Genomic DNA, 16,188 nt, shown 5'->3' with positions numbered 1-16,188 from the left:
CCTATGTCGAATATGACCCCCAGTGAAATTGTGCACGAGCTGGACCGACACATTGTTGGCCAGCAAGACGCCAAGCGCGCCGTTGCTATCGCGCTGCGCAACCGTTGGCGGCGCATGCAGTTAAACGACGAATTGCGCACCGAAGTCACACCCAAAAACATCTTGATGATTGGTCCAACCGGCGTGGGCAAAACCGAAATCGCCCGGCGCCTGGCAAAGCTCGCCAATGCGCCATTTATCAAAGTGGAGGCCACCAAATTTACCGAAGTGGGCTACGTGGGCCGCGATGTGGATTCCATCGTGCGCGATCTAGTGGACGTATCCATTAAAATGCACCGCGAACAGGCCCAGGAAAAGGTTAAATACCGCGCCGAGGAAGCTGCCGAAGAACGCATTCTGGACGCGCTCCTGCCGCCTCCGCGCACCGCCGAGGACGAACCAGAAGCCAAGCCCGACTCCAGCACCCGCCAAGTGTTTCGGAAAAAGCTGCGCGAAGGCGAGCTGGACGACAAAGAAATCGAAATCGACGTGGCCGCCGTGTCTGTGGGCGTCGAAATCATGGCGCCGCCCGGTATGGAAGAAATGACCAGCCAGCTGCAAAACATGTTTTCCTCCATGGGCAAGCAAAAGCGCAAAAAATCCAAAATGACTGTCAAGCAGGCCTTTAAGCAATTATGCGAAGAAGAAGCCGGCAAACTCGTCAACGAAGAGGAAGTCAAAGCCCTCGCCATTGAGGCCGCCGAGCAAAACGGCATCGTGTTTATCGACGAAATCGACAAGGTTGCCAAGCGCAACGGCAACAGTGGTGCCGATGTGTCGCGCGAAGGCGTGCAGCGCGATTTACTGCCCCTGATCGAAGGCAGCACCGTCTCCACCAAGCACGGCATGATTAAAACCGACCACATTTTGTTCGTCGCCAGTGGCGCCTTCCACTTTGCCAAGCCGTCGGATCTGATTCCAGAGCTGCAGGGGCGACTGCCCATTCGCGTCGAACTCAAAGCCCTCACGCCAGAGGATTTTGAACGCATTCTAACCGAGCCCCGGGCCTCGCTGACCGAGCAGCAAAAAGCGCTGATGGCCACCGAGGGGGTCGAGGTGACGTTTACACCCGACGGCATTCGGCGCATCGCAGAAACGGCGTTTCAGGTTAACGAGCGCACCGAAAATATCGGCGCCCGCCGCCTGCACACCGTGATCGAAAAGCTGATGGAATCCGCCTCCTTTAACTCCGGCAACGGCGATAAAACCCTACAGGTAGACGCAGCTTTTGTCGATGCCCAACTGGGCGAGCTGGCCCAGGACGAGGACTTGAGCCGCTTCATCCTATAGGCACATTAAGCCTTACACAGGGGCACCAATCGCGTGCCCCTTGTGCCCTGGCACGCCCCGTTGGCGCATTCACACTTGGCCCCCTCTTAAAGAAAGCCCCCCTTTGGCCGCTAACCTGAAACGCAGCTTGCGCCTCGGTCGCGCCTGCGACGCCAACAATCAGCAAGCTAGGACAGATCCGGCCTATGAACGATGCAATCCAGAATACACTGGCCCGCCAAACGCTGGGACTCAGTGCAGCCGTTGGCGGTTTGAGTTTGTTGCTATTTTGGATTGCCGCACCCAGTGGCCCGGCGGCGGGCGTCATCGGGCTGGCGCTAGCACTGACCCTGCAAAGCGGCGCCGCCTACGTGTTTGTTCACTACCGTATTGGCCGACGGCTGCAGCGCACGGTGCACTACCTGCAACTCGTGGCCGATCCCGAACGCGCACCCACAGATCCACTACCCGACCGGCACCACGATGAACTCAACCAGGCCAACACCCTACTGGCCAACTTCGTCGATCAACTGCGCGAAATTTTAGACGGCGCCCGAAACAACTCCCGACAACTGGCAGATATTGCCGAACACCTGGCCAACACCATGGGGCAATCGTCGCAGGACGTGCACGCTCAGTCGCGCGATATCGACGAGGTAACTGATGTCATCCACCAGATCACCGACGCGTCTCGCGCCCTGTCTGAACGCGGCCAGGCCATCAGCGACGCCGCGCGGGAAACCGTCAATTTGCTGGCCGAGGGCAGCAACGCCTATGCCGCCAGCCGGGATTCCGTACAAACCCTGGGCCAAAAAATTGATGCTATCGCGCAGGACATTGGCCATTTAAAACAGCAAAGTGCGCAGATTGGATCGGTGTTAGACGTTATTGGAAGCATTGCCGAGCAGACCAATTTACTGGCGCTGAATGCCGCCATTGAAGCGGCGCGGGCCGGCGAGCAGGGGCGGGGCTTTGCGGTAGTCGCCGACGAAGTGCGCGCACTGGCACATCGCACGCAGGAGTCCACCGTGGAGATTCAACATACCGTGGCCCAACTGCAAGCCAGCGCCAACCAAGCCGTCGGCGGCATCACCGATTGCCTGGCACTGAGTGAAACCAGTCTGGCCCAAAGCCTGGCCATGGAGGCCGTCATTCAACAGGCCCAGTCCTCCACCCAGCACGTCAACCAGCTTACCCAACAAATTGCAGAAGGCACCCAGCGCCAACAAAGTGCCACGGCCACGATTAATCAGCGCATGAACCAAGTTAATGCGCTGAGTCAAAATATCAGCGAGCGATTAACCGACACGGCCGAGCGCACCCAGGCGCAATTGCAGCAAGCCAAAGCTGTTGACCAACAACTTAATCAAATCTGCGTCTAGTTCGGCCCAGTAATGGTCATTGCCGCTTTTAGGTTGGTATACTCTGGCCACCAAAATCCCCTCTGGTAGCCCGGCATGGTGCCCGACAAGATAAAACTGCACAAAGGCACGCAGACGCTCGAACTGGTTTTTAGTGGCGAGTCGTATCAGCTCACGGCAGAATTTCTGCGCGTTCACTCCCCGTCGGCCGAAGTCAAAGGCCATGGGCCTGGCCAGGCCGTACTGCAAACGGGCAAGCGCAATGTCGCCATTCAGGCCATCGAACCGGTGGGCAGTTACGCCATTAAACTGGTGTTCAGCGACGGCCACGACAGCGGCATTTACACCTGGCATTACCTGCACGACCTGGCGCTCCATCGAGAGCGCTATTGGGACGACTATCTGCAAGCCTTGCACCAGGCTAAGGCAACCCGCGATCCAGACACCTCTGTTGTAAAAATTCTGTAACTTCCTCACCACAAGGATGAACACCATGAGCCTACGCCCACTTCACACCACTCTCGCAGCCAGCGCGCTACTGCTCGGCCTTACCGGCCTGGCCGGCTGTAGTAAAAAGGCACCCGCACCTACGGCGCCACCGGCGGCGGTATCCGTTGTGGAGGTGACCAATCAGGATATCGGCGGTAGCCGGGAGTTTGTGGCGCGCACCGAAGCTGCCGCCGAAGTGCAGCTCATTGCCCGGGTTGAAGGCACTCTGGAAAAAAAGAATTTTCAGGAAGGCGGGCTGGTAGCCGCCGATCAAGTGTTGTTTGAAATAAACCCCGACACCTACCGGGCGCGCCTGTCCCAGGCCAAGGCTGAGCTGGCCGCGCGCAAAGCGGAACAGGCGCGCGCTGCGCGGGATCTGGCCCGCGGCGAAGAGCTGGCGCCACAGGGTTTTATCTCCCAGTCGGACCTGGACAAACTCACGGCGAACAAACAGCAGGCCGACGCCTCGGTATTGGCGGCACAGGCTGCCGTGGAAAACGCCGAAATCGATTTGAGCTACACCAAAATTAAAGCGCCCTTTGCCGGTCAGATTGGCAAATCCAATTTTAGCGAGGGCAATACCGTCGGGCCGGCCACCGGCGCCCTGGCCACGCTGGTCAACATCGATCAAATCAAAGTGAATTTCCAACTGGAAGAGGCCAGCTACTCGGCCTACTTACAGGAGAAGGCAAAGACCAACAGCGACGCCGGCCAGTTGTACACCCTGAAATTACTGCTGCCAAACAAGGTGGAGCACCCCCACCTGGGCACGCTGGATTTCGCCGACACCAAAGTTGACGCGACCACCGGCACCGTCAGCCTGCGCGCACTGTTCGACAACCCGAACCACACAGTGCTGCCCGGTCTGTACACCACGCTGCTGGTCGAAAGCCAACTCAAGGAAACCCGCGCGCTCATTCCGCAGTCTGCGGTACAGGAAAACCAACAGGGCGACTTTGTCCTAGTGGTGGATGGCGAAAACAAAGTGGTCCAGCGCTTTGTCACCCTGGGCCGTCGCTACGGTGCCCTGTGGGTGGTGGAACAGGGCCTGGAAGCCGGTGAGCGCGTGATTGTCGAAGGTCTGCAAAAAGTCCGTGCCGGCGCCACCGTGGCCCCCACATTGAAAACAGTAGACCCAAGCACCGGCGCCGTATCCAGCCTCGCGACCGACGCAGCCCCCAAAGGCGACGCACAACCCAAAGGCGATAATGCCGCCGCAGACAGCGAGGATTAAGCGCCATGATCAGTAAATTTTTTATTCACAGGCCCAAGTTTGCGTTTGTGATTTCCATCGTGATCACACTCGCGGGCCTGCTCTCGCTGTTTACGCTCCCCGTCAACTTATACCCCGAAATTGCCCCCACACAGATTCAAGTCACCGCCACCTACCCCGGCGCCTCGGCCGAGGTGGTCGAAGAAACGGTGCTGCGCCCGCTCGAAGAGCAGATCAATGGCGTAGAGGGCATGGAGTACATGGAGTCCACCGCCTCTAACAGCGGCTTGGCCACCATTACCGTCACCTTTAAAACTGGTGTCGACGGCGACATGGCGCAGGTAAACGTCAAAAACCGCGCGTCCCTGGCCGAGGCCAGTTTGCCGCCGGAAGTAATGCGCAACGGCGTACAAACCTTAAAACAATCCACCAGTATGCTGCTGGGTATCAACCTCATCAGCGAGCGCAAGGAGTTCGATACCACCTTCCTCTCCAATTACGCCATCAGCAACTTACAGGAACCTCTGGCGCGTATTCCCGGGGTGGCCAAAGCCGAAGTGATGGGCGATTTTCAATACGCCATGCGCATTTGGCTAAACCCCGACAAAATGCAGGCGCTAGACATTACCGTCAGCGACATTCAAGCGGCAATCACCGAGCAAAATACCGTGGTGGCGGCGGGTAAGTTGGGCGACGGCCCGGTGCTACCCGGGCAGCAGTTTGAATACACCATTCAAACCCAGGGTCGGCTGCAGGACGCCAGTCAATTTGCCGACACCATTCTGCGCGCCCGCCCCGACGGCGGCTACCTGCGCCTGAAGGACGTGGCGCAGGTTGAGATGGGCGCGCGCAGCTACCGCAATGCGGTGGAGCTGAACGGCAGAGACACCGCTTTTTTGGTGATCTATCAACTGTCCGATGCCAACGCCACCCAGGTGGCCGAAGCTATTCACACCGAAATGGCGCGCCTGGGTGCCAGCCTGCCCGACGGCATTCGCTACGACATCATGTACGACACCACGGATTTCATTAACGAATCCATCGCCGAGGTTTACTCCACTCTTTACGTCGCCATTGGGCTGGTCATTTTGGTGGTGTTTTTGTTTCTGCAAAACTGGCGCGCTACGCTCATTCCAGCCATTGCTATCCCGGTGTCGCTGGTGGGTACCTTTGCGCTGATGAATGCTCTTGGCTACTCGGTCAATACCATCACGCTGTTTGGCCTGGTGCTGGCCATCGGCGTGGTCGTCGACGACGCCATTGTGGTGATAGAAAACGTCGAGCGTTTAATGAAAGAAGAAGGCCTCGACGGCGTGCAAGCCACCCTCAAAGCCATGGAGCAGGTGACCGGCCCGGTCATCGCCACCACCTTGGTGCTGATGGCGGTATTTGTGCCCGTGGGTTTTATGCCCGGCATCACTGGCGAAATCTACAAACAATTTTCCGTCACCATTTCTTCGGCCGTTTTCATTTCCTCCATTAACGCACTAACACTCAGCCCGGCGCTGTGTGCCGTGCTGTTGAAGCCGGAGTACATGAAACCCATTAGCTGGCTGGCGCCAGTGGATAAGGTAATTCACAAAGTCACCGACCGCTACACGGGTGCGGTGGGCTGGCTGTTGAAGCGCGGCGGTCGGGTGGGCATCTTTACACTCCTGTTACTGGGCAGCACCTACTGGCTGATGACGACCACTCCCACGGGCTTTGTCCCGAACGAAGATCAGGGCTTTTTGTTCGTGGACGTGCAACTGCCCGATGCCGCCTCCGCCAATCGCACCGAGGCGGTAATGCGCAAGGTCTCTAAAGCCATTGAGAACGAAGCGGGCGTACGCAGCGTAATTACCGTCTCGGGCTTCAGCCTGTTGAGCGGCGGCGCCACCAACGGCGGCCTGGGTATTGTCATTTTGGAGCACTGGTCTGAACGGCGCGAGCTGGCCTTATTTGCCGACAATCTGCAGAAAAAACTGCAGGGTAAACTCTGGGCGCTACCCGATGCGCAGGTCATGGTCATTAACCCGCCGCCCGTGCCGGGTCTGGGTACCGCTTCGGGCTTTGACTTCCGCCTGCAGGATACCCTCGGCCGCGATGCCAAGGAGCTGGCCCAGGTCATGGGCGGCCTGATCTACGCCGCCAATCAGCGCGAAGATCTAGCCTATGCCTTCAGTACTTACCGCGCCAATGTGCCGCAGTATTACCTGGATGTCGATCGCAATAAGGCCAAGGCCATGGGTATTCAACTGTCTGAAATATTCATGACCCTGCAGGCGCAGCTGGGCTCGTTGTACATCAACGATTTCTCGCGCTTCGGCCGCAACTATCGGGTCATCATCCAGGCGGAGAGCGAATACCGACAAGAGCCCTCGGACCTGCTGCACTTTTATGTGCGCAACAAGAACGGTGAAATGGTACCGCTCTCTACGCTGGCAACCCTGACCCCCACGCAGGGACCCACCAGCATATCGCGCTTCAACATGTTCCGCTCTGCCACCATTAACGGCGAGGCGGCACCGGGCTTTAGCTCCGGCGATGCACTCGAGGCCATGCGTGCACTGGCCGACCAGATGCCAGAGGGCTACGCCTTCGAATGGTCGGGTCAATCGCGCCAGGAAGTGGAGGCCGGCAACTTGGCACCGCTGTTGTTCGGCATGGCGCTGGTATTCGTTTACTTATTTCTCGTGGCTCAGTACGAAAGCTGGAATATTCCCTTTGCCGTGCTCGGCGCGGTGCCCATCGCGGTATTCGGGGCCTTGGCGGGCCTGTACCTGAGCGGCATGGTTAACGACGTCTACGCGCAAGTGGGCATGGTGTTGCTGCTGGGGCTGGCCGCCAAAACGGCGATTCTGATCGTGGAATTTGCCATGGAGGAGCGCGCCGCCGGCCGCTCTATCCGCGAGGCGGCTGCCAACGCCGCGCGCCTGCGTTTTCGGGCAGTGCTCATGACGGCGCTGTCGTTCGTGCTGGGCGTGCTACCTCTGGTAACGGCTACGGGCGCCGGGGCGGCCTCGCGGGTTTCGCTGGGCACCACCGTACTCTGTGGCATGCTGGCGGCCACCGTCTTTGGCACCCTGTTACTGCCTTCTTTCTATCAGGCCATACAGGGCATGCGCGAGCGATTTAAGGGCTAATTTCCGCGCTGCCGACTAAACCGGGCCGAGGCCCGGTTTTTTTGTGTCCATCCAGCGCCCAGATCCAATGCCGACAAAGCCCTCGCAACAAGGTAGAATCCGGTCACCACAACGAGGCTCGCAAACGCACACTATGTCCGAAAAACATTCCGAACCAGGCACCACCCACTTTGGCTTTGAACAGGTTGCCGTGGCCGATAAGGCCAAGCGCGTGGCCGGCGTCTTTCACTCAGTGGCCGCCAAGTACGACATGATGAACGATGTCATGTCCGGCGGTATCCACCGCCTCTGGAAACGGTTTACCATCGAGTTATCGGGCGTGCGCCCGGGCGACAAGGTGCTCGATATTGCCGGCGGCACAGGTGATTTAAGTCACAAATTTGCGCGTCTGGTGGGTGCTGATGGCCTCGTGATATTGGCCGATATCAACGAATCTATGCTGCGAGTCGGGCGCGACAAACTCATCGACCTAGGCGATGTGGGCAATGTGCAATACGCCCAGGCAGATGCCCAGTTTCTGCCCTTTCCCGACAACACCTTTGATTGCATCACCATCGCTTTCGGCCTGCGCAACGTTACCGACAAAGACCTGGCGCTGGCCTCGATGCTGCGCATATTGAAGCCCGGCGGCCGCCTGCTGGTGCTGGAATTTTCCAAGCCCACCAACGGCCTGCTGGAAAAAATCTACGACACCTATTCATTCCGGCTGCTGCCCACCATGGGTAAGTTAATTGCCAACGACAGCGACTCCTACCGCTACCTGGCGGAAAGTATACGCATGCACCCAGACCAGGAAACGTTGAAGGCCATGATGGACACCGCGGGCTTTGCGCAAACTCGCTACTACAACATGACCGGTGGCATTGTGGCCTTGCACAAGGGCGTGAAACCCTGATGTATACCCTGCAGACCGGCGCGCTGGCTGCCGCCGAAGCACTCATCAACAAAGCGCTGCAACACGACCCAGCCACCCGCCAAACCCTGGCCCAATTGGCGGGCAAGGTGGTGCAACTGCAACTTACCCAGCCGCAACTGGATATCTACCTGTGCCCGAGGGGCGATCGCCTCGATTTGCAGGGCCAGTGCGAACTGCCAGTGGCCTGCCTGGTGCGCGGCCGGCTGCTGGATCTGCTCAAGCTCGCCGATGGCCAACAGCTCAACTTGGCCGGCAGCGGCGTGCAAGTAACCGGCGAAACCCAGCTGCTGCTGACATTGAAGAACTGCCTAGAAGGGCTCGATATCGACTGGGAAGACTGGCTGGCGAGCTACCTGGGCGACGATTTAGCACACCCTCTGGCCGCCGGTTTCGCGCAATTGCACCGCTACGGCAAACAACAGGCCGCCAACTTACAAGGGCAACTCGAACCCTATCTCACCGAAGAACTGCAGCTATTGCCCAGCCGCACAGCACTGGCGCAATTTGGCGCCGAGGTAGACCAGCTAGCGCTGGCAGCCGATCGACTGGAAGCCCGGCTCGCCGCGCTGCGCGCCCAACTCAAAACCACCCACCACTGACAACTGAGACCTGCCCGTGCGCGCACTGAACCGACTTTTTGTGATCCTAGCTGTCTTGCTGCGCTACCGATTGGATCAGCTGCTGCCTACCAATAAGCCCCTGTGGCTCCGGTGCATACTGGCCCCGCTCGCGCTTGCCCCCTCCCCCAAAGCGCCGGCGCCGGTGCGCCTGAGGCTCGCACTGGAGCGACTCGGCCCCATATTCATCAAATTCGGCCAGCTGCTGTCCACCCGTCCCGACCTGATTCCCACCCCTCTGGCCGCAGAACTGGCCAAGCTGCAAGACGATGTGGCGCCCTTTGCCAGCGCCCAGTGGACCGCGTTGGTAGAGCAGGCGCTCGGACAACCCGTAGCGGCGGTTTTTGCCGAGATATCCCCGGCGCCTCTGGCCAGCGCCTCCATCGCCCAAGTGCACAGTGCCACCCTGGCCGACGGTCGGGAGGTCATCGTCAAAGTGGTCCGGCCCGGTTTAGAGCCCATTATCGAACGGGATATCGCCCTGTTGCGGCTGCTCGCCCGACTGCTCGAGCGCGTGAGCCAAGACGGCCGCCGCCTGCGCCCGGTGGAAGTTGTGGACGACTACCGGCACACCATTAACGACGAGCTAAACCTGCTGCGCGAGGCCGCAAACTGCACCCAGCTGCGGCGCAATTTTCTAGGTTCACCGCTACTGTACGTGCCGGATGTCTACTGGGACTACTGCCGCGAAAACGTCATGGTACAAGAGCGCATTCACGGCATTGGGGTGAGCGACATAGCGGCGCTGAAAGCCCAAAACACCAATATGAGGCGCCTGGCCGAGCGGGGTGTGGAGATATTTTTCACCCAGGTGTTCGAGCACAATTTTTTTCACGCCGACATGCACCCAGGCAATATTTTTGTCGCGCGCGAGCAACCCGATGCACCCAGCTATATCGCCGTCGACACCGCCATCATGGGCAGCCTAACCACCGAGGATCAGTATTACCTGGCGCGCAACTTGCTGGCCATGTTTCGCCGCGACTACCGCCAGGTGGCGCAGCTGCATGTGGACTCGGGCTGGGTGCCGGCGCACACGCGCATTGCCGATTTCGAGAGTGCCATTCGCACTGTGTGCGAGCCCATCTTCGAAAAACCGCTGGCGGAAATTTCCTTTGGCATGGTGTTACTACAGCTATTTCGCACCGCGCGACGCTTTGATATGACTGTGCAACCGCAACTGGTGCTACTGCAAAAAACCCTGCTGAACATCGAGGGGCTGGGCCGGCAGCTCTACCCTCAACTCGACCTGTGGAGCACTGCGCAGCCGTTTTTGGAGCGCTGGATGAAGCGCCGCTACCACCCTAAAACCCTGCTGGCAGAGATTCAGCGGTTTGGCCCCGAGTGGCTGGAAAAGCTGCCGCAAATGCCGCAAAAACTGTTTGACGCACTCAGCAGCTCCGCCCAGTTGAGCGATCGGCTTGCCAGCCTGGAGAACCAGGCGCAACTGCGCCAGACCGAGCGACACACGGCGCGCCGTCGCCGCCGAAACCTGGCACTGAGCGCTCTGCTTCTGGTGGCCGCCGGCGCTCTGGCGCACCCTGGCTGGCTGGCGGCGCTCGCCAGCCTGCCAATGGCCAGCTGGGCGCTGTTAGGCCTGGCCGGCGCGGTCTGGCTCAAGCGCTAATTCTTACCCCAGCCGAGCGCTCAAATTAGGTACACTAGGTATTTCAACCACAATTACATTTTGCCATGCCAGCATCCTTTCTCGATCACGTAAACTTCAACGCCGACGGCCTGGTGGCCGCCATTGCCCAGGACGCCCACACAGGTCGTATTCTCATGATGGCCTGGATGAACCGCGAAGCCCTGGCGCAAACCGTAGCCAAGGGCGAGGCGGTTTATTTCAGCCGCTCGCGCCGGCGCTTGTGGCACAAAGGCGAAAGCTCCGGCCACACGCAAAAAGTGAAAGAGATCCGCCTGGACTGCGATGGTGATATGATCTGCCTCCAGGTGGATCAAATAGGCGGTATTGCCTGCCACACCGGTCGCGCCTCGTGCCTGTATCGCGTGCTGCAAGATGGCCAGTGGTCAACGACCGACCCCGTATTAAAAGACCCAAAAGAGATGTACACATGAGTGAACTGCTTACGCGCCTGTCGGCTGTTCTGGAAGCGCGCAAAACCGCATCGCCAGACAACTCCTACGTAGCCTCTCTGCACCACAAGGGCCTTAACAAGATTTTGGAAAAGGTGGGCGAAGAATCCGTAGAAACCATCATCGCCGCCAAGGATTGCGACCGCAGCGGCAATACGGATGCCGTCGTGTACGAAACTGCCGACCTCTGGTTTCACACACTGGTGATGCTATCGCACCTCAATTTATCGGCGGAGGACGTGCTGCACGAGCTAGACCGTCGCTTCGACCTTTCCGGGCTGGTTGAAAAAGCCAATCGCCCTTCAGACTCATCACATTCGTAGGAGATTCCCATGGGACTCGGCGGTATTAATATCTGGAGCCTAGTGCTCATTCTGGCCATCGTAATCGTATTATTTGGCACCAAGCGGCTGCGCAGTATTGGCAGCGATTTGGGCGATGCCATTAAAGGGTTTCGCAAAGCGGTCAGCGATGACGACAAACCCAAGCAAGACGAGGAAGCCACACCGGCTGCGCTGGAAAAAAACACCCCCCAAGCGGATGCCAGCAAGGTCAAAGCCGACGCCAAATCCGACAGCAAATAACACACCGAGCGGCACCGGATGTTTGATATTGGCTTTTTTGAGTTACTCGTCGTCGCAATCGTAGGGCTGCTGGTCATTGGGCCCGAGCGCCTGCCGGAGACTATTCGCACCCTGAGTTTGTGGATTGGCCGCATTAAGCGCAGCATCCTGTCCACCAAAGCCGAGCTGGAACAACAGCTCGGCACCGATGACATTCGCCGCCAACTGCACAATGAAGCCATTATGCGCGAGCTGAACGCCAGCCGCGAAGAAATCCAGCGCGTACTGCGCGACGGTTACGTAGAGCACGAGGAATTGCCCGACCATGCACACATGGACGAAGCGCCCAAGCCAGCTCAACCCACCGACGTCCCACCGCCCGCGCAGGATAAAGCATGACCGACCAACCCCTACCGCTGGTTCAGCACCTGATCGAGTTACGCGACCGGTTGTTGCGCATGTTACTGGCTGTGCTTGTTGTTTTTCTGGGGCTATTTTATTTTGCCAATGACATTTACACCTTTGTCGCCGCGCCCCTGCAAAAATTTTTGCCGCCCAATGCCAGCATGATCGCCACGGATGTGACGTCGCCCTTTTTCACGCCCTTTAAGCTCACACTATTTGCCAGTGTTGTGGTAGCCATTCCCTACTTGCTGTACCAGCTCTGGGGTTTCATTGCGCCGGCCCTGTACCGCCACGAAAAGCGTTATGCACTACCCTTGCTGTGCGCCAGCGTCAGCTTATTTTATGCCGGCATGGCCTTTGCCTACTTTGTTGTCTTTCCACTGGTGTTTGGTTTTTTCACCAGTGTCGGTCCGGCCAGCGTCACGGTCATGACCGACATCAGTCTCTATTTAAATTTTGTATTAAAACTCTTCTTTGCCTTCGGACTCGCCTTTCAGATTCCAGTGGCAACCGTGTTGCTCATCTCCATGGGCATTACCAGCAGTGCAAGCCTGGCCGGCAAACGCCCGTATATTGTTGTGTCCTGTTTTGTCATCGGCATGCTGCTCACCCCGCCGGATGTCATTTCCCAATCCTTGCTGGCGGTGCCCATGTGGCTGCTATTTGAGTCCGGTGTACTCATTGGCCGCATGATTGAGAAATCCAATACCCAAGCCCAATAAAATACCCCTTAACTCTGTGCGTTTATTCAATAGTTTAGTAGACGAAAGTTCCAAAAAGTGCATAGGGCCCCTAACAAAAAATAAATATCCGTGTAGAATCAAGCTAACTGTGCTTTTGTGGTACGGGATCAGACAAGTGTTCTTGCGGTCCTACGGCGCAGGTAAGGTGTCTGCCGGACAGTGTTAGCCTTCAGGCTACAAACGGCAGACAGATTTTAAGGCTCCGCCGTTGGGGCAATTGCAAAGAAATGGAAAGACTATGTCTGATCAGGTTGAAGGCACTGTAAAGTGGTTTAACGACGAAAAGGGTTTTGGCTTTATTGAACAAGAAGGCGGGAAGGATGTGTTTGTCCATTTCAGCGCCATCAACGGCAGTGGCCGAAAGACGCTGCGCGACGGCCAGAAAGTAACAATGACCGTAACCCAAGGTCAAAAGGGCCCACAGGCCGAAAACGTCAATCCGCTTTAATGTCTCGAACTTTTGGCAGAAGGCGCTAGCCCAACGAAAGTATGAGAAGCAAACAACCACCCGCTGCAAAGTAGATAACTTCGCGGGCCTTGTCCCAGGCAAAAAGGCTATACAGATACGACAGCGGTGGCACAAACAAGGTAGCCAAGCCCCAGGCATAATCCGTTTGAAACGAAACCTGCAGCAGTAACACCCAACTCACGGCCAACAACACCAGGCCAAAAACAAACATCACTGACGATAAAGGGTCCATCGGCTTATCCTCTTGTTGTTAATGATGATGTACGCGCAAATCAATGGCGCTGTTCTGATTGCACGTCGGGAAACTGCTGCCGGATATCCAGCACTTGATCGAGTATCGACACGAATTCGTTCACCACGGCGGGGTCGAACTGGGTGCCGCTGTTTTCTTTTAAATAATCCAGCGCCTTGGCCACCGGCCAGGCAACTTTGTAAGGGCGATTGGAGGTGAGCGCGTCAAACACATCACACACGCTGACAATGCGCGTATACAAAGGTATTTCCTCGCCCTTTAACCCCTGCGGATAGCCTTTGCCATCCCAGCGTTCGTGGTGGGTTTTAGCGATAATGGCCGCCACCTCCATCAATTTCGAATCGTAACTGCCGAGAATTTCCGCGCCCACTTCGGCGTGGGTTTTCATGGTTTGCCACTCTTTGCTATCGAGCTTGCCCTGTTTTAACAGGACGTCGTCGGGAATCGCTATCTTACCAATGTCATGCATGGGACTGGCGTGCAAAATAATTTCACACTCTTCGTCACTCAAGCCCATTTGGCGCGCCAACAATGCCGATGCATGGCTCATGCGCACTACGTGCATACCGGTGTGGGTATCGCGGTATTCGGCGGCTTTACCCAGGCACTCAATTAATTTTATTTGCGCTTCGTACAACTGCCGGGTGCGCTCGCGCACTTTCAATTCTAGCTGTTCGCGCGAGTCCAACACCGCCTTATGCAACATGCGCACCTCCACCAGATTGCGCACGCGAAAGAGAACTTCCACGCGCTCGAAGGGCTTGCTGATAAAATCCTTAGCACCAGAGCTAAGTGCCAGGTGGCGCGTTTCCGGCGAGTGATCTGCGGTGAGCACCAGAATGGGTAGGTAATCATCAGGGTGATCTTCTGCCAGTTCCGCCATGACGTCAAAGCCATTGAGTTCGGGCATGTGTACGTCCAGTAAAATGGCGTCGTAGCGGTGCTCTCTGTAAAGCTCGCGTACCGCTTTGGCATCGGTGGTGGAATCGATGTGTGCAAAGCCGTCTTGACGTAGAATTTTTTCGACGATGACAATGTTGACCGAGTTGTCATCCACGATCAGTATGCGACCTTGATGCACTTTCATCATATTGTTGTACTCACCCGCTTATTGTTATGTTGCACTTGTGTCAGTGCGGCTAGCGCGCGCCCGACTGCTCCAGTAAAAACGTCACTGGGCCGTCGTTAGTCAAGCTCACTTGCATATCGGCCCCAAACATACCACAGGCCACCGGTTCGTGCTGCCCTCTCAGTCGAGTCAGCACATAATGGTAAAGCCGCTCGGCGGCGGCCGGTGGCGCGGCGCTGGAAAACCCAGGACGTAAGCCTTTGCGCGTATCGGCCGCCAGCGTGAATTGCGATACCAGCAAGATGCCGCCGGCAACATCCCGCACACTGAGGTTCATCTTGCCCTGGTCATCGGAAAATACCCGATAGGCCAGTAATTTATCCATGAGCTTATCGGCGCAGGCTTCATCGTCCTGTTGCTCTACCCCCAACAGCACTAATAATCCGCGATCGATGGCCCCCACCGTCTGCCCATCGACCTCTACCCGAGCGTGAGAGACCCGCTGAATCAACGCTTTCAATGCTATCGCCTCGGCAAAAGCGCCAGTGTAACCCAGGCTTTCAACGGCCAGCTAGCCGCACTCGGGAGGACGAGCACCACAGGCGTCGGCAATATCTGCCTGGGCTTTGATGACGGCGTCCACCATGGCCGCCTCGCGCACCGAGTGCCCAGCCTCGCGTACTATGTGCACTTTCATGTCGGGCAGCAGGCCCTGCAAATGCAGCACACCCGCCAGGGGCGACACCATGTCAAAGCGGCCGTGAATACAGGTGATAGGCAGCGATTGCAAAGCCCCCAATTGCGGCACTAGACCCGCGGCCTGGTCGCAGTCCCACTGGCGCGCCATATAGGCCAATTGCAAGCTCGCGTGCGCCAGCACCACGGGCGGTTCCAAATAGGCTTTTTGTAAATCGGTTTGGGGTTTGAGGCCGGCGCACTGGGACATCCAGTGCGCCCAGTGGCGCGCCATCGCCATGCGCTCGAGCTCATTGCCGCCCGATAACACCGTCTGCGCCCGCTCGATGATCGCCGGTGCTGGCAATCCTTCAGTGATTTTCAGCGCCTTGCACAAGTGCCGGTAGGCCTCGGGAAACACTTGCGGCGCGCCGTCTTCAAACAGCCAGCTCAATTCGGCCCGCGCGCCCAGCCCGGTGGCGATCAACAGTAAACTCAGCACCCGATCTGGCTCGCGCAATGCCAGCGTCAGGGCCAACAATCCGCCCCAGCCCACACCCGCAACAACCCAGCGCTCGATGCCCAGCTCTCGGCGCAGCGCCTGCAAATCGTCGCACAAAGCCTCGCGCTGATTGTCGGTCAATGCCAGGTGAGGGCGCGAGCGTCCGCAGCCGCGCTGGTCCGGCAGAATCATATGGAAGCGATGGGGGTCGAACAGTCGGCGGTCGGCGGCGTGGCAGCCAAGACCGGGGCCGTCGTGCAAAAACAGCAACGGCACACCGGAGGGCTGGCCGGCCTGCTCCACATAAATTTGGTGTTCGTTAATGGATAGATGGCTGCGGGCGAAGGGCCGTAAATCGGGGAAGGCCTGATGCATGATGGGCG

Annotated in this window: 18 protein-coding genes; 14 read left to right on the top strand and 4 right to left on the bottom strand. The window is 57.9% G+C overall.

Going from position 1 to position 16,188, the window contains the following annotated elements:
- The first annotated feature begins 3 nt into the window (after positions 1–3).
- The 14 genes from hslU to ACW8F6_RS04780 all read left to right on the top strand — a co-directional run bounded on the left by hslU (position 4) and on the right by ACW8F6_RS04780 (position 13,285).
- Complete coding sequence (gene hslU / locus ACW8F6_RS04845; RefSeq protein ID WP_491574720.1) at positions 4–1,329, top strand: ATP-dependent protease ATPase subunit HslU; 1,326 nt, start codon at positions 4–6, stop codon at positions 1,327–1,329.
- 185 nt (positions 1,330–1,514) lie between these two features.
- Entirely contained in the window at positions 1,515–2,690 is a 1,176-nt protein-coding gene (locus ACW8F6_RS04840; RefSeq protein ID WP_491574719.1) for a methyl-accepting chemotaxis protein, read from the top strand.
- Positions 2,691–2,765: 75 nt separating this feature from the next.
- Positions 2,766–3,137, top strand: coding sequence for a gamma-butyrobetaine hydroxylase family protein (locus tag ACW8F6_RS04835; RefSeq protein WP_491574718.1), 372 nt, complete (start codon positions 2,766–2,768; stop codon positions 3,135–3,137).
- A gap of 25 nt (positions 3,138–3,162) precedes the next feature.
- Positions 3,163–4,392, top strand: a complete 1,230-nt coding sequence (locus ACW8F6_RS04830; RefSeq protein ID WP_491574717.1) for an efflux RND transporter periplasmic adaptor subunit — start codon at positions 3,163–3,165, stop codon at positions 4,390–4,392.
- A gap of 5 nt (positions 4,393–4,397) precedes the next feature.
- On the top strand, positions 4,398–7,496 hold the full coding sequence (locus ACW8F6_RS04825) for an efflux RND transporter permease subunit (protein ID WP_491574716.1): 3,099 nt from the start codon (positions 4,398–4,400) through the stop codon (positions 7,494–7,496).
- A 133-nt stretch (positions 7,497–7,629) separates the two neighbouring features.
- Entirely contained in the window at positions 7,630–8,391 is a 762-nt protein-coding gene (gene ubiE / locus ACW8F6_RS04820) for a bifunctional demethylmenaquinone methyltransferase/2-methoxy-6-polyprenyl-1,4-benzoquinol methylase UbiE (RefSeq protein ID WP_491574715.1), read from the top strand.
- Complete coding sequence (locus tag ACW8F6_RS04815; RefSeq protein WP_491574714.1) at positions 8,391–9,011, top strand: ubiquinone biosynthesis accessory factor UbiJ; 621 nt, start codon at positions 8,391–8,393, stop codon at positions 9,009–9,011. The genes ubiE and ACW8F6_RS04815 overlap by 1 nt, the downstream gene beginning before the upstream one ends.
- A gap of 16 nt (positions 9,012–9,027) precedes the next feature.
- On the top strand, positions 9,028–10,656 hold the full coding sequence (gene ubiB / locus ACW8F6_RS04810) for a ubiquinone biosynthesis regulatory protein kinase UbiB (RefSeq protein ID WP_491574713.1): 1,629 nt from the start codon (positions 9,028–9,030) through the stop codon (positions 10,654–10,656).
- A 65-nt stretch (positions 10,657–10,721) separates the two neighbouring features.
- A complete protein-coding gene (gene hisI, locus ACW8F6_RS04805; protein ID WP_491574712.1) occupies positions 10,722–11,108 on the top strand; it encodes a phosphoribosyl-AMP cyclohydrolase in 387 nt (128 codons plus the stop codon).
- Positions 11,105–11,449 carry a phosphoribosyl-ATP diphosphatase gene (locus ACW8F6_RS04800; RefSeq protein ID WP_491574711.1) on the top strand — a complete coding sequence of 115 codons (345 nt, stop codon included), beginning with the start codon at positions 11,105–11,107 and terminating at the stop codon, positions 11,447–11,449. The genes hisI and ACW8F6_RS04800 overlap by 4 nt, the downstream gene beginning before the upstream one ends.
- Positions 11,450–11,458: 9 nt before the next feature.
- Positions 11,459–11,710 (top strand): twin-arginine translocase TatA/TatE family subunit, encoded by a 252-nt coding sequence (gene tatA, locus ACW8F6_RS04795; RefSeq protein ID WP_491574710.1) that lies wholly within the window; start codon positions 11,459–11,461, stop codon positions 11,708–11,710.
- An 18-nt stretch (positions 11,711–11,728) separates the two neighbouring features.
- Entirely contained in the window at positions 11,729–12,088 is a 360-nt protein-coding gene (gene tatB / locus ACW8F6_RS04790; RefSeq protein WP_491574709.1) for a Sec-independent protein translocase protein TatB, read from the top strand.
- The gene (tatC, locus tag ACW8F6_RS04785; protein WP_491574708.1) at positions 12,085–12,816 is read left to right on the top strand and encodes a twin-arginine translocase subunit TatC; all 732 of its coding nucleotides are present in this window, start codon (positions 12,085–12,087) and stop codon (positions 12,814–12,816) included. Before tatB ends, tatC begins: the two co-directional genes overlap by 4 nt.
- Positions 12,817–13,075: 259 nt before the next feature.
- Positions 13,076–13,285, top strand: coding sequence for a cold-shock protein (locus tag ACW8F6_RS04780; protein ID WP_491574707.1), 210 nt, complete (start codon positions 13,076–13,078; stop codon positions 13,283–13,285).
- A 25-nt stretch (positions 13,286–13,310) separates the two neighbouring features.
- Here the strand turns inward: ACW8F6_RS04780 and ACW8F6_RS04775 are convergent, their stop codons facing one another.
- Genes ACW8F6_RS04775 through ACW8F6_RS04760 form a run of 4 tightly spaced genes read right to left on the bottom strand, consistent with a single transcriptional unit; the run spans position 13,311 to position 16,180 of the window.
- A complete protein-coding gene (locus ACW8F6_RS04775) occupies positions 13,311–13,538 on the bottom strand; it encodes a hypothetical protein (protein WP_491574706.1) in 228 nt (75 codons plus the stop codon).
- 40 nt (positions 13,539–13,578) lie between these two features.
- Positions 13,579–14,649: an HD domain-containing phosphohydrolase gene (locus ACW8F6_RS04770; protein WP_491574705.1), complete on the bottom strand. Its 1,071-nt coding sequence runs from the start codon at positions 14,647–14,649 to the stop codon at positions 13,579–13,581.
- 49 nt (positions 14,650–14,698) lie between these two features.
- On the bottom strand, positions 14,699–15,148 hold the full coding sequence (gene dtd / locus ACW8F6_RS04765; RefSeq protein ID WP_491574704.1) for a D-aminoacyl-tRNA deacylase: 450 nt from the start codon (positions 15,146–15,148) through the stop codon (positions 14,699–14,701).
- Positions 15,149–15,199: 51 nt separating this feature from the next.
- Positions 15,200–16,180 (bottom strand): alpha/beta fold hydrolase, encoded by a 981-nt coding sequence (locus tag ACW8F6_RS04760; RefSeq protein ID WP_491574703.1) that lies wholly within the window; start codon positions 16,178–16,180, stop codon positions 15,200–15,202.
- Positions 16,181–16,188 lie beyond the last annotated feature (8 nt).

The sequence above is a fragment of the Simiduia sp. genome (assembly GCF_058345725.1).
This window is presented reverse-complemented; position numbering and strand designations above follow the sequence as displayed.